Origin of the sequence: Ciceribacter ferrooxidans (assembly GCF_004137355.1) — a bacterium.
Lineage (GTDB): Bacteria > Pseudomonadota > Alphaproteobacteria > Rhizobiales > Rhizobiaceae > Allorhizobium > Allorhizobium ferrooxidans.
The window spans coordinates 152154-169071 of sequence record NZ_SDVB01000253.1; the positions used below are offsets into that span (position 1 = coordinate 152154).

Sequence of the window (16918 nt, forward strand, 5' to 3'; positions counted from 1 at the left end):
CAAGGGCGGAAAGCGTTGTTATACCGCCCAGGAATTTCCGCTTGGCCTTCCCCATGAGGGAAGGTGCATCACTGATGGTATCCGTGCCGAGAGGCATAAGAGAAAAGGACAGTAACATGAGCGAACTCAATCTCTTCCGTGTAGAAGACATGACCTGCGGCCACTGCGCCAAGTCCGTGAAGGCTGCACTCGCCGACGCGTTGCCCGGGGCGGAGGTCTCCGTCGACCTCGTCTCTCATGAGGTGCGCGTCACCGGAGATGCCACGAAAGCCGAAGCGGCGATTCGCGAGGCCGGCTACACTCCGGAACGGCTCGGAGCCTGACGGGCTCCTGGCTTCTGCAATCTCGCCGGGATTTGATCTTCATCAAGGTTGGGCCGTTGACCTCCGGTTAAGCCATATGCATATCGCTATGTGTTAACAGGAAAGGTTCCCCCGATGGTCACGAAATACTATCCCGACATCACCAAGGACATCTCCGCCCAGACCAAGACGCTGCGGAAGGACATTCCCGATGTCATGGCAGGCTTTTCCGCCATGGCGTCGGCTGCGACTCGCGACGGAGCGCTCGACAAGAAGACAAAGGAGTTCGTGGCGCTGGCGATCGCGATTGCCACACGCTGCGACGGTTGCATCGGCTTTCACACCGACGCATTGGTGAAGCTCGGCGCGACCAAAGCAGAGTTCGAGGAGACGCTCGGCATGGCCGTCTATATGGGGGGCGGCCCGTCGCTGATGTATGCGGCACACGCCATGAGCGCCTGGGAGCAGTTCGGCGGCGCGGCGGAGTAACGCGTCCCGGGGCACGGTCGTTCGCGCCGGTCAGCGGAGCAGAGTTCTCCAGTGATAGCGCGCGATCGGCGGGGTGGCCGACATCCGTTTGGAACCATCCGGCCGGATCTGCATTTCCTTCCGAGACCGAGAGGAGGAAGTGCCATGACTTATGATCCCAACCTCAATCGCGATCCGCGAGACGTCAAGACTCCGCCGCCGCGTGCATCTCGCAGCGGCACATGGACTTGGGCGGCCATCGGAGCCGTGATCGTCCTTGGGCTGGTCGTCTGGTCGCTGATGAGCGGCGGCCCCGGCGTCGACCAATCGACAACGTCCTCGACGACGGCGCCCGCGACCGACACCGCGCCCGCGATTCAGCCGACGACACCCGCGGCTCCGGCAACCCCGCCGGCCAACGATGCCGCCCCGGCGAACCCGCCTGCAGGCGACTCGCAGCCCTAAGCCGGGTAGACAGAAACAGAAAGCCGCCCGCCTCGAAAGAGGCGGACGGTACAGGCGTGTCAGCCTTTCGGCGGATGCGGATCATTGCCGTAGGAGTTCCGTTCGCGGATGCGACCGTTCTCCCCGTGGATCAACGTTTCCGTTTTCTGGTTCTGGGCGATACGGCGGGCGATGCCGATGGCTTCTCGCTGTGTTTCGACCACCTTGTGGCTCGCCGAAGTCCTCGCCCTCGATGGAGACTACGAGGTCGAGGCGCAAGAACGCTTTCACGATATCACCGGGTGGGACGACGGTACGACTACATGGGTGATGAGCGCATCCAGCAGCTGTCGGCCAGCAGGATCACCGCTGCCAATCGACGTCGGTGACGGCATAGTGCTGCATCTCCGCGATCTCGCTGACAAAGGGTCGGATGGCGGCGAGGAAGGGCGGGAAATGTGCTCCCTTGCGAAAACCCCGGAGGTGGTCCTCGGTGGACGTCCACAGAATGCGCAGGGTGAGGCTCGACGGGTCCTCGACGCAATGCGAGAGTTCGACGCCGTGGCATTCCGGTGCGGCCTTGAGGCTTTCTTGTGCCTTGCGATAAGCGGCAACGAGCTCTTCGGGCGTATGCTGCTTGAGTTGATAGCGAATATATTCGACGATCATGGCGGTGCGCTCCCGTGTTTCGGCGGCATTTTTGCAGAATATCGAAACGAGACAAGCACTTACCTCAAGGTAATCAATATGGCGCCGCAGGCGGGCTATGGTGGCGCCAGTCATGTGGCGGGTGGAAAGCGGCGATGGAGGCATGGGTGGACGTCGACAAGATGCATGATTGCCCGGTCCTGGCGACCATTCAGGTCATCGGCGGAAAATGGAAGCCGCGAATTCTGTGGCGGCTGCGCGACGGGGCGGCAACCTTCGGAGAACTGAGGCGTATTGTCGGGGTGTCCGAGAAGGTGCTGCAGGAAAACCTGCTGGCGCTGCGCCGCGACGGCGTGATCTCCCGAACGCCGGTGAAGGACGGGGATATAGTCTATGTCGAGTATCGATACACCGACTACGGCCTATCGCTGGTGCCGGTGCTGGACGCTATGGGGAATTGGGGTATGGCGCATGCCGCAAAGGAGAGAGACGGCGAGCCATCGGCAGCCCGCGCACCCCGCCGCCGAGCCTGAGCATCGCTCAGGAGGCCGCGACCATCAATGCGGCCTTCGCCGATCTATTCGTCGTTCATCTTCAGCGCGGCGATGAACGCTTCCTGCGGGATTTCGACCTTGCCGAACTGCCGCATGCGCTTTTTGCCTTCCTTCTGCTTGTCGAGCAGCTTGCGCTTGCGGGTGGCGTCGCCGCCGTAGCACTTCGCCGTCACATCCTTGCGCAGTGCGCGCACCGTTTCGCGGGCAATCACCTTGCCGCCGATCGCGGCCTGGATCGGGATCTGGAACATGTGCGGCGGGATGAGTTCCTTGAGCTTCTCGCACATGCCGCGGCCGCGGCGGTCCGCGGCGGAGCGGTGGACGAGCATCGAGAGCGCATCGACCGGATCGCCGTTGACCAGGATCGACATCTTCACCAGGTCGCCCTCGCGGTAATCGAGGATGTGGTAGTCGAAGGAGGCATAGCCCTTGGAGATCGACTTCAGCCGGTCGTAGAAGTCGAAGACCACTTCGTTGAGCGGCAGCTCGTAGGTGATCATCGCGCGGTTGCCGACATAGGTGAGCTCTGTCTGGATGCCGCGTCGGTCCTGGCAGAGCTTCAGGATGCCGCCGAGATACTCGTCCGGCGTCATGATCGTCGCCTTGATCCACGGCTCGCGGATTTCCTCGATCTTTACGACGTCCGGCATGTCGGCCGGGTTGTGCAGTTCCTTTTCCGTCCCGTCCGTCAGCTTCATCTGGTAGACGACCGAAGGGGCGGTGGCCACGAGGTCGAGGTTGAACTCGCGCTCCAGACGTTCCTGGATGATTTCGAGGTGCAGCAGGCCGAGGAAGCCGCAGCGGAAGCCGAAGCCGAGGGCGGCCGAGGATTCCATCTCGAAGGAGAAGGACGCATCGTTGAGGCGCAGCTTGCCCATGGCGGCACGCAGGTCTTCGAAATCGGCGGCATCGACCGGGAACAGGCCGCAGAACACGACCGGCTGGGCCGGCTTGAAACCCGGCAGGGCCGAGGCCGTAGGCCGACGGTCGTCGGTGATTGTATCGCCGACGCGGGTGTCGGCCACTTCCTTGATTGAGGCGGTGATGAAGCCGATCTCGCCGGGGCCGAGACTGTCGACATTGACCATCTTCGGCGTCAGCACGCCGACACGCTCGACCGTGTACTTGGCGCCCGTCCCCATCATCCGGATCTGCTGGCCCTTCACAAGCACGCCGTCGATGATGCGCACGAGGACCATGACGCCGAGATAGGTGTCGTACCAGCTGTCGACCAGCAGCGCCTTCAGCGGAGCGGTCTCGCCACCGGGGCTCTTCGGCGCCGGCAGGCGGTGAACGATGGCTTCCAGGACTTCCGGGATGCCGAGCCCCGTCTTCGCCGAGATCAGCACGGCATCCGAGGCGTCGATCCCGATCACTTCCTCGATCTGTTCCTTGATCCGCTCCGGTTCGGCGGCCGGCAGGTCGATCTTGTTGAGCACCGTCACCAGTTCGTGATTGTTGTCGATCGCCTGGTAAACATTGGCGAGCGTCTGCGCTTCCACGCCCTGGGAGGCGTCGACGACGAGCAGGGATCCCTCGCAGGCCGAGAGCGAGCGCGACACCTCGTAGGCAAAGTCGACGTGACCGGGCGTGTCGATGAGGTTCAGCACATAGGTTTCGCCATCGTTCGCCTTGTAGTGCAGGCGCACGGTCTGGGCCTTGATGGTGATGCCACGCTCGCGCTCGATATCCATCGAATCGAGAACCTGCTCCGACATCTCGCGCTCGGCGAGGCCACCACAAGTCTGGATCAGCCGGTCGGCCAGTGTCGACTTTCCGTGGTCGATGTGAGCGACGATGGAGAAGTTGCGGATGTGGTCAAGAGGCGTGCGGTTCGGATTTGTGCTCATGGGCAGCGCATATAGCAGCGCGCAATCCGCGGGCAAAGCGGAATATAGGGATTTCGGCGGCATTCGCGGCATAGCAGCAAGATTTCCGGGACGGTACCACGTGCCCCTGCAACGGCGGTTGAATTTTTTCTCGTGGCGGTGTCGATTCTGTGGTTGGCGGCGCGTCTCTTCGGTGACGGCGCCGATGGCCGGGCCGGAAAAGCCTCAAGGAGGGGCCGATACCATGCAGTACATGCTTCTGATCTATGAGAGCGAGGAAATCTTCGGCGGTCCGGAAAAGACGGGCTCCCTGATGGCCGAAGTCGGGCCGAAGCATTTCGCCTTCATCGGCGAGATGGGCGCTGCAAGGCTAGGTGGCGGAGGTCTCAAGGGCACCGCATTCGCAACGACGGTCCGCAGTGAGAACGGTAAACAGACGATCCACGACGGTCCGTTTGCTGAAACCAAAGAGCAACTCGGCGGCTATTACCTGATCGATGTGCCGGATCTCGATGCCGCGATCGCGCTCGCTCGGCGTGTGCCGCTGGGGCGTGACGGGGCCATCGAGATTCGCCCGCTCATTCCGCTGCCGCCCGGGGTGACGCGGTGAGCACACCGGTCGGCGAGAAGGCGCTCGACGATGCCTTTCGGACGGTCGGCGGGCGTATCCGCGCGGCACTGGCCGGCCGCTATCGAGACCTCGATCTCGCGGAAGAAGCGTTTGCGGAGAGTTGCCTGAAGGCGGCCAAGGCCTGGAAAGACGACGGTCCGCCGCGAGATCCGGCGGCATGGCTCTATCGGGTGGCAGAATGTGCGGCGCTCGACATTCTGCGTCGCCGTCGGACACGCGCGGAAAACCGTCCCGAGGAGCCGGCGTCCGAACCGACCGCCGAAGATCGGCTGGCAAGTGACGACGCCGTAATTCCCGACGAGCGGTTGAAGCTGATCTTCGTCTGCTGCCATCCCGCCATTGGCGGCGAAAGCCGCGCGGCGCTCACGTTGAAGCTCGTCTGCGGCCTGACGACAAGCGAGGTCGCACGTGCCTTTCTGGTGTCCGAAGCCACACTTGCGCAGCGATTGGTGCGAGCCAAGCGCAAGATTGCGGAGGCCGGCGTCGGCTTTGAGGTTCCGGAGCCCGAACACTGGACCGGACGCCTGTCTGCAGTGCTGTCGACGATCGAGATCGCCTATGCCAAGGCACATGAGGACGCGGCGGGCTCAAGTCGGCATGCAGGCTTTGCCCGCGAAATGCTCGACCTGACGGCATTGCTGTCGGAAATGCTGCCCAAGGAGGCCGAGGTTCTGGCGCTGGCCGCGACTGTACGCTTCGCCGAGGCGCGCCGTCCGGCGCGTGTCGATGCGACTGGAGCGATGATTCCGCTCGCCGCGCAGGATCCGGCACTCTGGTCGCAGCCGATGATTGCGGCGGCTCGAGGATACTGCGCAAGAGCGCTCGGGATGTCAGGGCCGGGACCTCGCATCATGCAGATGATGATCCATGCGCTCTGGTGTGGCAGAAGGAGTGTCGCCGATCCGCCGCCATGGAAGGCCGTGCTCGCGGCTTACGACATCCTGCTCGGCCTCCGCGACGATCCGGTGATCCGCATCAACCGCGCGGTGGCGCTTGCGGAGGTGCAAGGGGAAGAGGCAGCGTTGACCGAGCTGGACCGATTGGATGCCTATGTGCTGAACGACTTTTTGCCGTTCTTCGTCGCCCGGGCCGACGTTCTGTCGCGGCTCGGGCGCCACGACGAAGCGCGGATTTCCCTCGATAGGGCACTTGCGCTTGGACCGGGAGAGGCGGAACGCCGGTTCCTGGAACGGCGCCGGGCCGATCTCGTCGGGAAATAGGGTTCAGACCGTAAATTGTTCCGGCCAGTCGCGTCGCGTGGCGACCTGACCCTCGCTGCGCAACCGCAGCACGTCCGCAAGATCGATCTCCGTGATCAGCCACCCGCTTTCATCGGCATCGTCGCTCTCGCTCTCGGCGAACACGCCCGATGGGGGCATGCCATAGTCCGGCGGCACATAAAGAGCCGCGCGCCCCCTGTTCTCGTCGACCGCGGGAGACCACGGTGCATTGCCGGCCGTCGGCGAGACCAGCACAGCAATCTGATTTTCCAGTGCGCGTGCCTGTGCGCCGATCCTTACCCGATAGGCGCCGGCCAGCGTGTCGGTGCAGCTCGGCGCGAGAATGAGCTCGACACCCAGGTCTGCGAGCTTGCGGCCAAGCATCGGAAACTCGTTGTCGTAGCAGATGAGGATGCCGAGTGTGCCGAGAGGCGTTTCGAAACTACGGAGGCCGTCCTCGCCCGCCGCAATACCCCACTGCTCTCGCTCGAAGCGGGTCATGATGACCTTGTCCTGGTGACCGATCAGGCCGTCGGGACCGAAGAGCCAGGCACGATTGCGGTAGTTGCCATCGGGGTCGCGCATCGGTGCCGTGCCGGGCTGGAAGACGATGCCGTGGGTCCGGGCGATATCTTCGCAGAGATCGAGCCAGGCCGGGATCATCGGCTGGATACCGGCAATCGACCCGTGCAGGTCAGAGCGAACCTGTGGGGCGAGCTGGCCGGCGAGCACGAGGCCCGAATATTCGGGCAGCAGCAGAAGCTTTGCGCCCTTGTCGACGGCTGCACGCACCAGATCGGTGAGATGGAGGACGTAATCCTCCCAGGTCTCGATCAGGTCGATCTTGTACTGGCAGCTGGCAAGCGTGATCTTGGTCATGAACGGAGGTCCCGTATCCAGAAAGAGAGGGGCTTCGGACTTTCCTCGGCCTCGTCGAGGTCGCGCCAGGAGAAGGTCGTTCGAAGCTCGGGATGATGGCTGTAGCCGCGCTTGGTCCAGAAAGAATCGAGAGGCACGTAGTCGGTGGGCCTGCGCGGATGGTCTGCAGCGCGCTCGACGGCGCAGAAGGTGGCATAGCGCAGGCCGTGCTTTTTCGCCTGGGCCTCGCGGCCTTCGAAGAATTTCACGCCGATGCCTCGGCCGCGATAGGCAGGTAACAGCACGCTTTCGCCGAAATAGAAGTAGTCGGCCGGATCGCGGCCGGCGGCGATGAACGGCGCCTGCACCTCGTCCGTCTCGGCAAGCATGGGGGTCCCGGTCGAGGCGCCGACGATGGTGTCGTCGTCGATTGCGAGCACGAAGATCGAGCCCTCGGAGCGCGCATAGATCTCCACGTACTGGCGCTCATAGTCGCTGTCGCCGTGATAGAGATAGGGAAAGTCATGGAAGACGGCGATCCGCAGCCGCGCAAGGTCGTCGACGAAGGCGGCCACGTCGCGGCCGGAAAAGGATTGGATCGTGAGGGTCATGAAAGGTTTTCAGTCCGTTTGGGAGCGGTTATACCGTTCCGGAACCTTCGATCCAAGTCCTGCCTGCCACGAGGAATGCCATGAACGCTGCCGATACGATCCGCGCCTACTACGAGGCCTTCAACGCTGGCGACATGGAAACTTTCCTGGCACTGTTGACCGACGACGTCATTCACGACATCAATCAGGGTGAGCGTCAGGTTGGCAAGACCGCTTTCGCGCGCTTCATGGAACACATGAACCGCTGCTACAGGGAAGAGTTGACCGACATGGTGGTCATGACCAGTGAGGATGACCGGCGCGGCGCCGCCGAGTTCGTCGTCAATGGCGAATACCTGGTGACGGACGAGGGGCTGCCCGAAGCCAAGGGCCAGAAATACGTTCTTCCGGCCGGCGCTTTCTTCGAACTGCGGGACGGCAAGGTCGCGCGTATATCCAACTACTACAACCTTCCGGAATGGATCCGTCAGGTCGGGGGATGAGGGATGGACTCCTCAGCGAAGGAGTGGCAGTGCTGCGCGGATGGCCGGCATGCGTAGCCACAGTCCGCCCCACATGAAGGCGGCGATGTAGAAGCTGAAGAGCACGTGGGTGAAGAGCGGGCTTTGGGCGCGCAACTGTGTCGCGATCGCGCCTCCGAGAAGGCCGGTCATCAGCACGGCGCCGAGCAGGCTGGTGCGTGGGAACAGGTAGAGCACCACGCAGGTCAGTTCGATGATGCCGATCATCTTCGCATAACCGGGTGGCCAGCCGAGTGCCGCAAGCGTCTCCTCCGCAACGGGCATGCCGAGTAACTTGGGGGCGACGGAAGCCCCGAGCATGAACAGGACGAAGACGAGCGACAGGCCTCGCCCCGCCCAAATGGCGATCATTTCCTCTTTCATCAGTCGTTCTCCTCTCTCGGTTCCAGGTCCGAAGTGCCTTCGCGGTGTATCTTTCTCTTGAGAAGAGCCGCGCACCGCTTTATCTTTCTGGAAAGATAACGAGGAAATATCTTTATGGCAAGACAAATTGCTTCGGAGCGGGATCTGCAGGATGATCACGTTGGCGTGCGCAGGCGCCAGTGGTCAAAGGAGCTCCCGGACGTGGACACGGTCGGCATGGCCATTCTCGGTCGCGCGCGGTGGATAACGCTGAAGGTTCGGCCGCCCATCGAGGCGGTGTTTGCCGAGCATGGCCTCGATACAGGTGAGTTCGACGTGCTCGCCACGCTGCTGCGATCCGGTCCTCCTTATCGTCTTCGTCCGACAGAGCTTTTTCAGCAATTGATGATCACCTCGGGTGGCCTGACCCCGAGGCTTGCGCGTCTCGAGAAGGCCGGTCTTATCGAGCGCCCGCCAAGCGAGAGCGATGGACGCAGCCTCCCCGTGCAGTTGACGACGCTCGGCCGCGAACGGGCCGAGGCAGCCTTCCGCGCAGACATGACAGTCGAGACAGACCTGTTGAGGTGCCTGAATGACCAAGAGAAGGAAGACCTCGGGCGCTTGCTCGCCAAGCTGGCGATTGCGCTCGACACTTGAACTGCTCTTGACTCCACTATGTGATGCTGCAATTCTCACATAATGGAATACGAAGAGAACGAGCTCGCCCGGTCGATTGGGGAGCGCGTGAAAGCGCTGCGCAGTGAACGCGGATTGACGCTCGACCAGCTCGCGGAAGTCTCCGGTGTGAGTCGGGCGATGATCTCGCGGATCGAGCGCGCGGAGACGAGTGCGACGGCCGTGCTACTGGCGAGGCTCTGCTCCGCGCTTGGCCTTTCGCTGTCGGTGTTCTTCGATACCGCCGCCGATGCGGCCGAGCCTTTGGCGCGCCGTGTCGACCAGCCGGTCTGGCGAGATCCGGAAAGCGGGTATGTGCGCAGGACCGTGGCGCCGGCAGGGACGGGCGCGCGGGTCGACGTCGTCGAGGTCGAGTTCCCACCCGGCGCGGAAGTCCGCTTCGGCAGTCAGCCGGCAAGCCGCACCCAGTGGCAGCATGTCTGGTTGTTCGATGGTGAGATGGAGCTGACGGTCGGAGAGCGGATTTACCACCTCACGGCTGGCGACTGCCTCCACATGAATGTCGGTGAGGTGCATGCCTTTCGAAATCCGACCGACAAACCCTCCCGCTATGCCGTGGTCATCGACCTCGGCTCACGTTGACGTAGAAACCTGACTCGGAGTCTCTCATGTCCGCCCTCATTCGCCTGCTGAACGAAGACGACGCGCTCACGTGTTTGCCCGATCTTTGCGAGGTGCTCTGCGACTGCGTCGACGGCGGCGCCTCGGTCGGATTCATGTCACCGTTGGCGGATGCCGACGCGGCAGCGTACTGGCAGGAGGTTGTCTCCGCGGTGGGGCGGGATGAGGTACTGCTCTTCGTTGCCGAGGACGATGCGGGTCGGGTCGTCGGTACTGTGCAGATAGGTTTTGCGCTAAAGCCGAACCAGCCCCACCGAGCAGACCTGATGAAGCTCCTCGTCCATCGTGCCGCCCGCGGTCGCGGTCTGTCGCGAAAGCTTATGACGACCGCCGAGCGGGAGGCGAGGGCGCGCGGACGTTGGCTGCTCGTCCTCGACACCGCGACCGGCGAACCCGCGGAGGCGATCTACGAACGCCTCGGTTGGGTACGTTCCGGTGTCATTCCGGACTACGCGCTGTTCCCGGACGGTCGCTATTGCGCGACCACGGTCTTCTACAAGCACCTCGCCCCGGCCGCGGACGCCTGATCGTCGACACGCTTCCGTCTTGGAGGTTACACACCAGAGTCACAGGTTGTGCCAAAAAAGGGCGCACTCCGGGCCGCTTCGCCTCTCCCGTAGGGCCGGATCGTCATGCTAGCGATTCGCTGGCATAGACATTCGGGAACCGGGGGATCTCTCATGACGCTTTTCGTTTCGGTAATACGCAGGCCTGCGGGTCTTCTTCTGATGACATGTGCGGCCGTCGCCGCGGCTCTGCCCGCGCTTGCCGCGGACGTCACGTTCGTTATGCGCAACGAACATCCGAACGCGGTGGAAGTCGAACTCTACAGCCAGGACCGCGATTACGTCTGGCCGGGGAACAATCAGGTCTTCTATCTCGACGACGGCGAGACGAAGCAGATTCCGCTTTCCTGCAACGAGGGGGAATCGATCTGCTACGGCGCCTGGGTTTCCGGTGACCGCGGCACCTACTGGGGAACCGGACCGGACAACGCCGAGACCTGCAGCGACTGCTGCTATGTCTGCACAGGCGGCGAGACCGAGGAAATTAACCTCGTCGAGTAAGTCGGCGGGAGACGGGAATTTCGTGATCGAATCGGGTATGGGTTGCTCGACGTTCTCTCGAGCGGTCCTGGTCCGGTGCGGCAGCGTCTCGGCTCCTTCCGTCCCTTGCCAAGTCCGCGACCGCAAGGCTAGCCTGCGTCCCACATCGACGGAGGGGTGACGGCAATGCGGGTTTTCTATTCGGAGAAGCATAAGCTGCGGGATGCCAAGACGGAGCTGCACGGCGGCCTGCTGGTCAAGCCTTTCGAGGGACCGTTCCGCGCCGAGTGGATTCTCGCCGCCGTTCGGGACGCGGGATTTGTCGATGTCACCGCGCCTGAAGAACACGGACTGGAGACCGCGCTCAAGGTTCACGATACCGGCTACCTCGAATTTCTGCGCACCTGCTGGGAACGATGGCAGGCTCAGGGTTTCGAGGGTGAGGCAATAGCGACGTCCTTCCCCTGCCGCCGCAGCCAGACCGGTCGGGTGCCGAAGAACATAGACGGTGCCGTCGGCTATTACGCCAATTCGGCAGAGACGGCGATTTCCGGCGGCACTTACGAGGCGGCGATCGCTTCGATGGATGTGGCGATTTCCGGCGCTGAATGGCTTGCAGAAGGCAATCGGTTCTCCTTCTCACTCTGCCGCCCGCCGGGTCATCATGCCGGCATCGATCTCTTCGGCGGCTACTGCTTCATCAACAATGCCACCGTTGCCGCACAACGGTTGATTGATCGGGGAGCAGGAAGGGTCGCGATCCTCGACGTTGATTTTCACCACGGCAACGGCACCCAGGACATTACCTACCGCCGTGACGACATCTTCTTCGCCTCGCTCCACGGGGAGCCGGAAGACGCCTTCCCGTTCTTCATGGGATATGCCGATGAAACCGGAGAGGGCCCCGGCGACGGACTGAACGCCAACTATCCGATGCCCTCAGGCACGACGTGGGACGTCTGGTCGTCCGCTCTTGCGGATGCGCTCGGGCGTATTCGGACTTGCGGTGCCGAGGCCATCGTTCTCTCCCTCGGCGTCGACACGTTCGAGGAGGATCCGATCAGCTTCTTCAGGCTCAAGAGCGAGGACTATCTCCGTATGGGCGAGATGGTGGCCGCATCCGGCCTGCCGGTCTTGACGGTCATGGAGGGAGGTTACGGTGTCCCGCAGATCGGACTCAACGTTGCGAACGTTCTGAAGGGTCTAGAGGCCTGAGAACAGCCGCAGACTGCATGAGAATAAAAGTTTCTAAAAAGACTCCACTTTTATTTCGGAAGCTGGCAAAAGGAGGCTCGCTGGTCAAGTAGCCGACAGATCCGGAGTCCTGCCATGTCATCCCTCGAAGCATGCGCCGTCATAGAAGGCGACGCCGCCAGCGCCGCGATCGAGCGATTGCTGAACGACGACGAGGCAGAGAGCGTCGTTCGGACGGGTGGTGACCACGCGGTGCTGCATTCGCCTTATGGTATGGTCACGCTGGCGCTCGAAGCGGAGCGCCTCCTCATCAAGGCGACTGCCAGTGACGAGACGAACCTTGCCTACCTGAAGATGGGGCTTGCCGGCCGGCTCGTTTCGGCCCCCGGAACCGGCGCCGTTCTTCGCTGGACGGGAAACGGGAGCGGTGACGTAGTCCCCGTCTTCTTTCGCGAGCTCAGAGTGATATCCTCGGTCCGGGTCGGTCCGCACATCCAAAGGCTGCGTTTTGCCAGTGAACGGCTGGAGCGCTTCGCGACCGGCGGCCTGCACGTCCGGCTGCTGATCCCGCGAGAGGGACGCAAGCCAGTCTGGCCGTGGGTCGGCGAGGACGGACTGCTTGTCTGGCCGCGGGGTGAGGATGCCTTGACGGTCCGGGTCTACACGATCCGTGCGATCGATGTGGAAGCCGGCTGGGTCGAGGTCGATTTTGTGTTGCATCCGGGATTCGACACCCCTGCGGCACGTTTTGCGGAGCATGCGAGACCGGGTGACGTCATCGGTATGATCGGGCCAGGCGGCGGCGACGTTCCGGAGACGGCGAACATGCTTCTTCTCGGTGACGATACGGCAGTGCCTGCAATTGCGCGTATCCTGAAAGAACTTCGCCCCGGCACAAGAGCCGATGTCGTGATCGAGGTCGACGGTCCGGAAGACGTCCAGCCGCTTGCGGTGGCGGAAGGATCGGTCCGCTGGCTGTTTCGCGACGGCCGAGCTCCCGGCACGACTGGCCTTCTCTCCGGTCATTTGGGGCATATCGATGCCGCCGCATTGCCGGACGATATCTTTGTCTGGGCGGGCTGCGAATTCTCGGACTTCCGGGAAATCCGGCAGATCCTCCGCAAGAGGTGGGGTCTGCCGAGGGAGCGGCAGCTCGTGGTCCCCTACTGGCGTCGAGGCAGTGCCGGTGACGAAGCGCGTCACGAAGCGGCGTGATAGCCGGTTACGAGCGTCGCGTCGCGAGCAACAGCAGCGGTACGGCGGCAAACGCCAGGAACGAAGTGACTGTGAAGAGCGGGCCATATCCGAAGCGCTCGGCGATCTGGCCGGCGGCGACCCCGCCAGTCAGGCTCACTAGCGCGTCCATGCATTGGAAGAGCGTAAAATCGACGCCGGCCTGGCGGGGATCGGACCAGCGCATGAATTGGGCGTAGAGTGCGACGAAGCCGAAGGCCATGATGCCGGACGTGCTGGCGGCGGCCGCCGTCATCGTGATCGCGAGCGGCACGAAGGCGGTCGAAGCCGCGGACGAGAAGAGGGCGAGGCAGCCTGCCTGAAGGAGAAGTGCCACCGTGAGGACGCTGCGCACACCGAAGAGGCGGACGCAGATACCGCCGAACACGGCCGCTCCGAGACCGACGAAGAAGCTTCCCAGCCCATTGAGAAGCCCGAGACGACCCGCATCCAGGCCTTGGTCGACGAGAAGTGGACCGATCATGCCGAGGGCGGATTTCTGTGCGAGCACGAAAACCGCGGACACAAGCAGGCCGCGCCGCAGTTCCGGTCGCGACAAGGCGGTTCCGAGGGAGGGAACATGCGAGCGGACTTCTTCCGGGAGATCGCGCGCAGCGCCGAAAAGGAACGGTGAGCCGAGCAAAAGGAGGAGGCCGGCCGTTGCCCAACTCGCGGGTCCCCACCCGTAGAGACCGCTGAGGTAGAGAAAGAGCCCGCCACCGATCGCTGAGCCGAGGTAGGCGCCACCCACCTGAGCTGCATTCCCCCAACCATGCTGCTTGCGCGCCAGAGTCTCGACGGCGAAGCCATCGCAGGCGATGTCGACGGTGGCGGCAGCAAAGGCGACGACAGTCAGGCAGGCGAGCAGCGGCAGGGCGACCGCCGGGTCGAGAAAGCCCGCGACGAGAAGTCCCGCCGCCGAAACGATGCCGCCGGCAGCGACGACGGTGCGACTGCGATTGCGCCCGACCGGCGGCAGCCGGTAGCGTTCGATCGCGCCGGCCCAGAGGAATTTGAGCACCCATGGCAACGCGATCAGCGACACGAGTCCGATGCGATCGAGCGGAACACCGTTTAGTCGCATGATCGCCGGCAGCGCAGACCACGTGACGCCGCCGATAACGCTCTGTGCGACGTAGAGGCCGGCAATGCCGGAAATCACGTAGGTTGAGGAAACGGGACGCATGGCCTTCGCTTGCCGGTTAGAAGCGATAGCGCAGGCTGCCGTAAATCGTGCGGCCTTCATCCCAATAGCAGTAGCCGGCCGAGCAGATTTGCTTGCGGGTATCAAGCAGGTTTTTCGCGTTGACCTGCAGGGTGAGGCCCTTGAGATCCGGATTACGATAGCCGAAGTCGTACGATAGCGCCGCATCCGCGAAGGCACGGGCTTCATTCTTGAACGAGTTCTGATCGTCACCGTAGCTTTCGCCCGAATAGCGCACGCCGGCGCCGAGGCCGAGGCCGGCGAACGCACCATCCTCGATGAGGTAATGGCCCCAAAGTGAGGCGACGTGGTTCGGCGTCGCCGAAAGCTCGTTGCCGTCCGTGCCGGTCGCGCCCTTTTCGATTGTCATGCGTTGGTAGGTATAGGTCGCGATCAGGCTGAAGCCGTTGTCGAAGGAGGCATGGCCCTCGAGCTCCACGCCGCGTGAGTTCAGGTCGAGCTGACGTTGTTTGTTGATGCCCGTCGACGTATCGAAAACGACGCCATCCTTCTGGTCGATATCGAAGAGAGCCGCGCTGAGCACGGCATTGCTGTCTGGAATTTCGTATTTGACGCCGATCTCCTTCTGCCGACCGATCGTCGGACGGGCGACGCGACTGTCGTTGCTCGTGACATCGTCGTAAACGAAACCGACATTGGGAGCGAAAGACGTCGAATAGTTGGCGTAGGGAATGAAGCCGGCGACTGTCCGGTAGGAGAGGCCTATGCGCCCCGAAAAGGCGCCGTCCTTCTGGTCCGTGGAGACGAAGGACGAGTCGATCGCGTCGGTCTGTGCCCAGTCGTAACGGCCACTCGCAAACAGCGTGAAGTCATTCCACTCCATCTGGTCGTGCAGGTACAGACCGAAGAGGTTCGTTTCCTGCCAGCCGGCGTACGGTGTCGGCATGGTCTTGGCATCATCGGCAGAGACGTAGGAGACCGCACTGTATGCCTCATACTCGGACCAGCTGTAATCCAGGCCGGCAACTGCGACGTGACGGATATCGCCGGTGTCGAACTCGAACTGCGCCATGTTGTCGACTGTGAAATTCTTCATTGTCTCTTCGTAGTAGCCCCAGTAGCGGGCAAGCGGCAGTCCGGCGCCGACGGAATAGAGACCGCTGTACTCGAGGTCAGCATCGACGGCGTTGTAGCGCAGGTTCTGCCGCAACGTGACGACGTCATTCAGGCGATGTTCGAACTCGTAGCCGATACGACCCTGGTTCTGGTCGAAGTCGTTGAAGTCCGGGTCGCCGGCGTAGATGTCGGAGACTTTTCCATAGGCGGGATTATAAAAGGCGGCCGTGCCGCCGGTAACGGCGTGTGTGTACTCGCCCAGGATCGTCAGCTTCGAATCTTCGTCGCGCTTCCAGGTGAGTGCTGGCGCCACATATAGCTTGTCGTCGGAATAGCCTTCGAGATCTGTATCGCTCTTTCGTCCCAACGCGGTGAAGCGATAGAGGAGCGTTCCCTCAGCATCCACAGGGCCGGAAAAGTCGACGCCGGCCTGGTAGCGACTGTGCTCTCCGCCCAGGATCTCGACCTCGCGAAACGGCTCGTCCTTCGGACGTTTGGTGACGACGTTCACGATTCCACCAGGGCCGCTCACCCCGTAGAGCGAAGAGGCAGGCCCCTTCAGGACGGTGACACCTTCGATGCCGTATGGTTCGGTCCGCAGCCAGGCCGACGGACCGTTGAAGAGCCGGAGCCCATCGCGGAACATACCGTTGTAATACGCCGGAAAACCGCGAAGGTAGAAGGCGTCGTAGCGGCTGTCGAAACCGAACGTGTTCGGATTGGCGCCGGCGGTATATCCGAGCGATTCGTTGAGCGTGCGAGGCTTCTGGTCTTCGATCTGGTCCTGCGTCACCACCGAGACGGCCTGTGGGATGTTCGTGATGGCGGTATTGACCTTCGTCCCGATCCGGTCGGCTTTCGCGACATAGCCGTCCTGTACGAGAATGTCATCGCTTTCCGCTTCGACAACGACCGCGTCGAGAAGAGTCTCGCCGGGTGCACCCCCGTCCTGGGCAACAGCCTGGTCGACGGCGAGGGCGGCAACGCTCGAGAGAAGGAGGGTGATGCGCAACGGAAAATACATGAGGTGAATACTCCAGTTATCTCGCCGGAGTACTCCAAAATATGAGTTAATTTGTCAAGTATTAACGATCGATCGGCCGAGGAAAATTCCGGCCGCGCGGGCCGGCGTCTTTCCGCGCAGAGCACCTGTTTCGGATAGGTACAGTTCGGGCGGGATCGTTAGAGCGCCTTTAATGAGCTCCTTCGAAATAGCGGTGCATTTGTGGGGAAGGGCTAAACGCTGCGCGCGCAACTGATATGGTCCGCCCCAGCCACTCCTGAGGTGGTCAGGAGCCCACGTCCACCCCCCACCCCCCAGCCGGTCGTGGGCTCCGCTTTGTCTGAATCTGCCGGCAGACCTCGAAGGAGATCCGGCACCGCGCATCTGCACCACTTCTCCTCGATCTCACGACAAAG

General features: G+C 62.6%; 21 protein-coding genes. 13 read left to right on the forward strand and 8 right to left on the reverse strand.

Annotation, left to right across the window (positions count from 1 at the left end; translation table 11 throughout):
• The first annotated feature begins 116 nt into the window (after window positions 1-116).
• From EUU22_RS17040 to EUU22_RS17050, 3 genes are all read left to right on the forward strand, one after another.
• Complete coding sequence (locus EUU22_RS17040) at window positions 117-323, forward strand: heavy-metal-associated domain-containing protein (protein ID WP_112685920.1); 207 nt, start codon at window positions 117-119, stop codon at window positions 321-323.
• 114 nt (window positions 324-437) lie between these two features.
• A complete protein-coding gene (locus tag EUU22_RS17045; RefSeq protein WP_129333198.1) occupies window positions 438-791 on the forward strand; it encodes a carboxymuconolactone decarboxylase family protein in 354 nt (117 codons plus the stop codon).
• 144 nt (window positions 792-935) lie between these two features.
• On the forward strand, window positions 936-1235 hold the full coding sequence (locus EUU22_RS17050) for a hypothetical protein (RefSeq protein WP_129333199.1): 300 nt from the start codon (window positions 936-938) through the stop codon (window positions 1233-1235).
• A gap of 59 nt (window positions 1236-1294) precedes the next feature.
• Here EUU22_RS17050 and EUU22_RS17055 read toward each other — a convergent pair whose 3' ends face one another.
• Window positions 1295-1438 (reverse strand): DUF2188 domain-containing protein, encoded by a 144-nt coding sequence (locus EUU22_RS17055; protein WP_129333200.1) that lies wholly within the window; start codon window positions 1436-1438, stop codon window positions 1295-1297.
• Between the two features lie 139 nt (window positions 1439-1577).
• Complete coding sequence (locus EUU22_RS17060; RefSeq protein ID WP_205687914.1) at window positions 1578-1997, reverse strand: putative quinol monooxygenase; 420 nt, start codon at window positions 1995-1997, stop codon at window positions 1578-1580.
• A gap of 32 nt (window positions 1998-2029) precedes the next feature.
• Between EUU22_RS17060 and EUU22_RS17065 the strand changes: the two genes are divergently transcribed.
• Window positions 2030-2395 (forward strand): winged helix-turn-helix transcriptional regulator, encoded by a 366-nt coding sequence (locus tag EUU22_RS17065; protein WP_205687915.1) that lies wholly within the window; start codon window positions 2030-2032, stop codon window positions 2393-2395.
• A 44-nt stretch (window positions 2396-2439) separates the two neighbouring features.
• Here the strand turns inward: EUU22_RS17065 and lepA are convergent, their stop codons facing one another.
• Window positions 2440-4266 (reverse strand): translation elongation factor 4, encoded by a 1827-nt coding sequence (gene lepA / locus EUU22_RS17070; RefSeq protein ID WP_129333202.1) that lies wholly within the window; start codon window positions 4264-4266, stop codon window positions 2440-2442.
• 223 nt (window positions 4267-4489) lie between these two features.
• On the opposite strand from lepA, the gene EUU22_RS17075 reads away from it, so the two are divergent.
• Together EUU22_RS17075 and EUU22_RS17080 are read left to right on the forward strand one after the other, a co-directional pair.
• On the forward strand, window positions 4490-4855 hold the full coding sequence (locus EUU22_RS17075; protein ID WP_129333203.1) for a YciI family protein: 366 nt from the start codon (window positions 4490-4492) through the stop codon (window positions 4853-4855).
• Window positions 4852-6096, forward strand: coding sequence for an RNA polymerase sigma factor (locus EUU22_RS17080; protein ID WP_129333204.1), 1245 nt, complete (start codon window positions 4852-4854; stop codon window positions 6094-6096). The genes EUU22_RS17075 and EUU22_RS17080 overlap by 4 nt, the downstream gene beginning before the upstream one ends.
• 3 nt (window positions 6097-6099) lie before the next feature.
• Here the strand turns inward: EUU22_RS17080 and EUU22_RS17085 are convergent, their stop codons facing one another.
• Window positions 6100-6975 carry a carbon-nitrogen hydrolase family protein gene (locus tag EUU22_RS17085; RefSeq protein WP_129333205.1) on the reverse strand — a complete coding sequence of 292 codons (876 nt, stop codon included), beginning with the start codon at window positions 6973-6975 and terminating at the stop codon, window positions 6100-6102.
• A complete protein-coding gene (locus tag EUU22_RS17090; protein WP_129333206.1) occupies window positions 6972-7565 on the reverse strand; it encodes a GNAT family N-acetyltransferase in 594 nt (197 codons plus the stop codon). The genes EUU22_RS17085 and EUU22_RS17090 overlap by 4 nt, the downstream gene beginning before the upstream one ends.
• Before the next feature lie 80 nt (window positions 7566-7645).
• Here EUU22_RS17090 and EUU22_RS17095 point away from each other — a divergent pair, with 80 nt between their 5' ends.
• On the forward strand, window positions 7646-8047 hold the full coding sequence (locus EUU22_RS17095) for a ketosteroid isomerase-related protein (protein ID WP_129333207.1): 402 nt from the start codon (window positions 7646-7648) through the stop codon (window positions 8045-8047).
• Window positions 8048-8059: 12 nt separating this feature from the next.
• On the opposite strand, the gene EUU22_RS17100 is transcribed toward EUU22_RS17095, so the two are convergent.
• Window positions 8060-8449 (reverse strand): DoxX family protein, encoded by a 390-nt coding sequence (locus tag EUU22_RS17100; RefSeq protein ID WP_129333208.1) that lies wholly within the window; start codon window positions 8447-8449, stop codon window positions 8060-8062.
• A gap of 114 nt (window positions 8450-8563) precedes the next feature.
• Here EUU22_RS17100 and EUU22_RS17105 point away from each other — a divergent pair, with 114 nt between their 5' ends.
• The 6 genes from EUU22_RS17105 to EUU22_RS17130 all read left to right on the forward strand — a co-directional run bounded on the left by EUU22_RS17105 (window position 8564) and on the right by EUU22_RS17130 (window position 13200).
• Window positions 8564-9085: a MarR family winged helix-turn-helix transcriptional regulator gene (locus EUU22_RS17105; protein ID WP_129333209.1), complete on the forward strand. Its 522-nt coding sequence runs from the start codon at window positions 8564-8566 to the stop codon at window positions 9083-9085.
• 42 nt (window positions 9086-9127) lie between these two features.
• Window positions 9128-9706 carry a helix-turn-helix domain-containing protein gene (locus EUU22_RS17110; protein WP_129333210.1) on the forward strand — a complete coding sequence of 193 codons (579 nt, stop codon included), beginning with the start codon at window positions 9128-9130 and terminating at the stop codon, window positions 9704-9706.
• Between the two features lie 26 nt (window positions 9707-9732).
• Window positions 9733-10272 (forward strand): GNAT family N-acetyltransferase, encoded by a 540-nt coding sequence (locus tag EUU22_RS17115; protein WP_129333211.1) that lies wholly within the window; start codon window positions 9733-9735, stop codon window positions 10270-10272.
• Between the two features lie 201 nt (window positions 10273-10473).
• Window positions 10474-10812 carry a hypothetical protein gene (locus EUU22_RS17120; protein ID WP_129333738.1) on the forward strand — a complete coding sequence of 113 codons (339 nt, stop codon included), beginning with the start codon at window positions 10474-10476 and terminating at the stop codon, window positions 10810-10812.
• A 165-nt stretch (window positions 10813-10977) separates the two neighbouring features.
• A complete protein-coding gene (locus EUU22_RS17125; RefSeq protein WP_129333212.1) occupies window positions 10978-12006 on the forward strand; it encodes a histone deacetylase family protein in 1029 nt (342 codons plus the stop codon).
• 114 nt (window positions 12007-12120) lie between these two features.
• Window positions 12121-13200 carry a siderophore-interacting protein gene (locus tag EUU22_RS17130; protein ID WP_129333213.1) on the forward strand — a complete coding sequence of 360 codons (1080 nt, stop codon included), beginning with the start codon at window positions 12121-12123 and terminating at the stop codon, window positions 13198-13200.
• A gap of 7 nt (window positions 13201-13207) precedes the next feature.
• On the opposite strand, the gene EUU22_RS17135 is transcribed toward EUU22_RS17130, so the two are convergent.
• Both EUU22_RS17135 and EUU22_RS17140 read right to left on the reverse strand, forming a co-directional pair.
• A complete protein-coding gene (locus EUU22_RS17135; RefSeq protein WP_129333214.1) occupies window positions 13208-14404 on the reverse strand; it encodes an MFS transporter in 1197 nt (398 codons plus the stop codon).
• 16 nt (window positions 14405-14420) lie between these two features.
• Window positions 14421-16523 carry a TonB-dependent siderophore receptor gene (locus EUU22_RS17140; RefSeq protein ID WP_129333215.1) on the reverse strand — a complete coding sequence of 701 codons (2103 nt, stop codon included), beginning with the start codon at window positions 16521-16523 and terminating at the stop codon, window positions 14421-14423.
• Window positions 16524-16918 lie beyond the last annotated feature (395 nt).

Excerpts from the sequence above, each read along its gene's own strand:
- EUU22_RS17040 (WP_112685920.1), top strand. The coding sequence starts at position 117 with ATGAGCGAACTCAATCTCTTCCGTGTAGAAGACATGACCTGCGGCCAC.
- EUU22_RS17045 (WP_129333198.1), top strand. The coding sequence starts at position 438 with ATGGTCACGAAATACTATCCCGACATCACCAAGGACATCTCCGCCCAG.
- EUU22_RS17050 (WP_129333199.1), top strand. The coding sequence starts at position 936 with ATGACTTATGATCCCAACCTCAATCGCGATCCGCGAGACGTCAAGACT.
- EUU22_RS17060 (WP_205687914.1), bottom strand. The coding sequence starts at position 1,997 with ATGACTGGCGCCACCATAGCCCGCCTGCGGCGCCATATTGATTACCTT.
- lepA (WP_129333202.1), bottom strand. The coding sequence starts at position 4,266 with ATGAGCACAAATCCGAACCGCACGCCTCTTGACCACATCCGCAACTTC.
- EUU22_RS17075 (WP_129333203.1), top strand. The coding sequence starts at position 4,490 with ATGCAGTACATGCTTCTGATCTATGAGAGCGAGGAAATCTTCGGCGGT.
- EUU22_RS17085 (WP_129333205.1), bottom strand. The coding sequence starts at position 6,975 with ATGACCAAGATCACGCTTGCCAGCTGCCAGTACAAGATCGACCTGATC.
- EUU22_RS17090 (WP_129333206.1), bottom strand. The coding sequence starts at position 7,565 with ATGACCCTCACGATCCAATCCTTTTCCGGCCGCGACGTGGCCGCCTTC.
- EUU22_RS17095 (WP_129333207.1), top strand. The coding sequence starts at position 7,646 with ATGAACGCTGCCGATACGATCCGCGCCTACTACGAGGCCTTCAACGCT.
- EUU22_RS17100 (WP_129333208.1), bottom strand. The coding sequence starts at position 8,449 with ATGAAAGAGGAAATGATCGCCATTTGGGCGGGGCGAGGCCTGTCGCTC.
- EUU22_RS17105 (WP_129333209.1), top strand. The coding sequence starts at position 8,564 with ATGGCAAGACAAATTGCTTCGGAGCGGGATCTGCAGGATGATCACGTT.
- EUU22_RS17110 (WP_129333210.1), top strand. The coding sequence starts at position 9,128 with ATGGAATACGAAGAGAACGAGCTCGCCCGGTCGATTGGGGAGCGCGTG.
- EUU22_RS17115 (WP_129333211.1), top strand. The coding sequence starts at position 9,733 with ATGTCCGCCCTCATTCGCCTGCTGAACGAAGACGACGCGCTCACGTGT.
- EUU22_RS17120 (WP_129333738.1), top strand. The coding sequence starts at position 10,474 with ATGACATGTGCGGCCGTCGCCGCGGCTCTGCCCGCGCTTGCCGCGGAC.
- EUU22_RS17125 (WP_129333212.1), top strand. The coding sequence starts at position 10,978 with ATGCGGGTTTTCTATTCGGAGAAGCATAAGCTGCGGGATGCCAAGACG.
- EUU22_RS17130 (WP_129333213.1), top strand. The coding sequence starts at position 12,121 with ATGTCATCCCTCGAAGCATGCGCCGTCATAGAAGGCGACGCCGCCAGC.
- EUU22_RS17135 (WP_129333214.1), bottom strand. The coding sequence starts at position 14,404 with ATGCGTCCCGTTTCCTCAACCTACGTGATTTCCGGCATTGCCGGCCTC.
- EUU22_RS17140 (WP_129333215.1), bottom strand. The coding sequence starts at position 16,523 with ATGTATTTTCCGTTGCGCATCACCCTCCTTCTCTCGAGCGTTGCCGCC.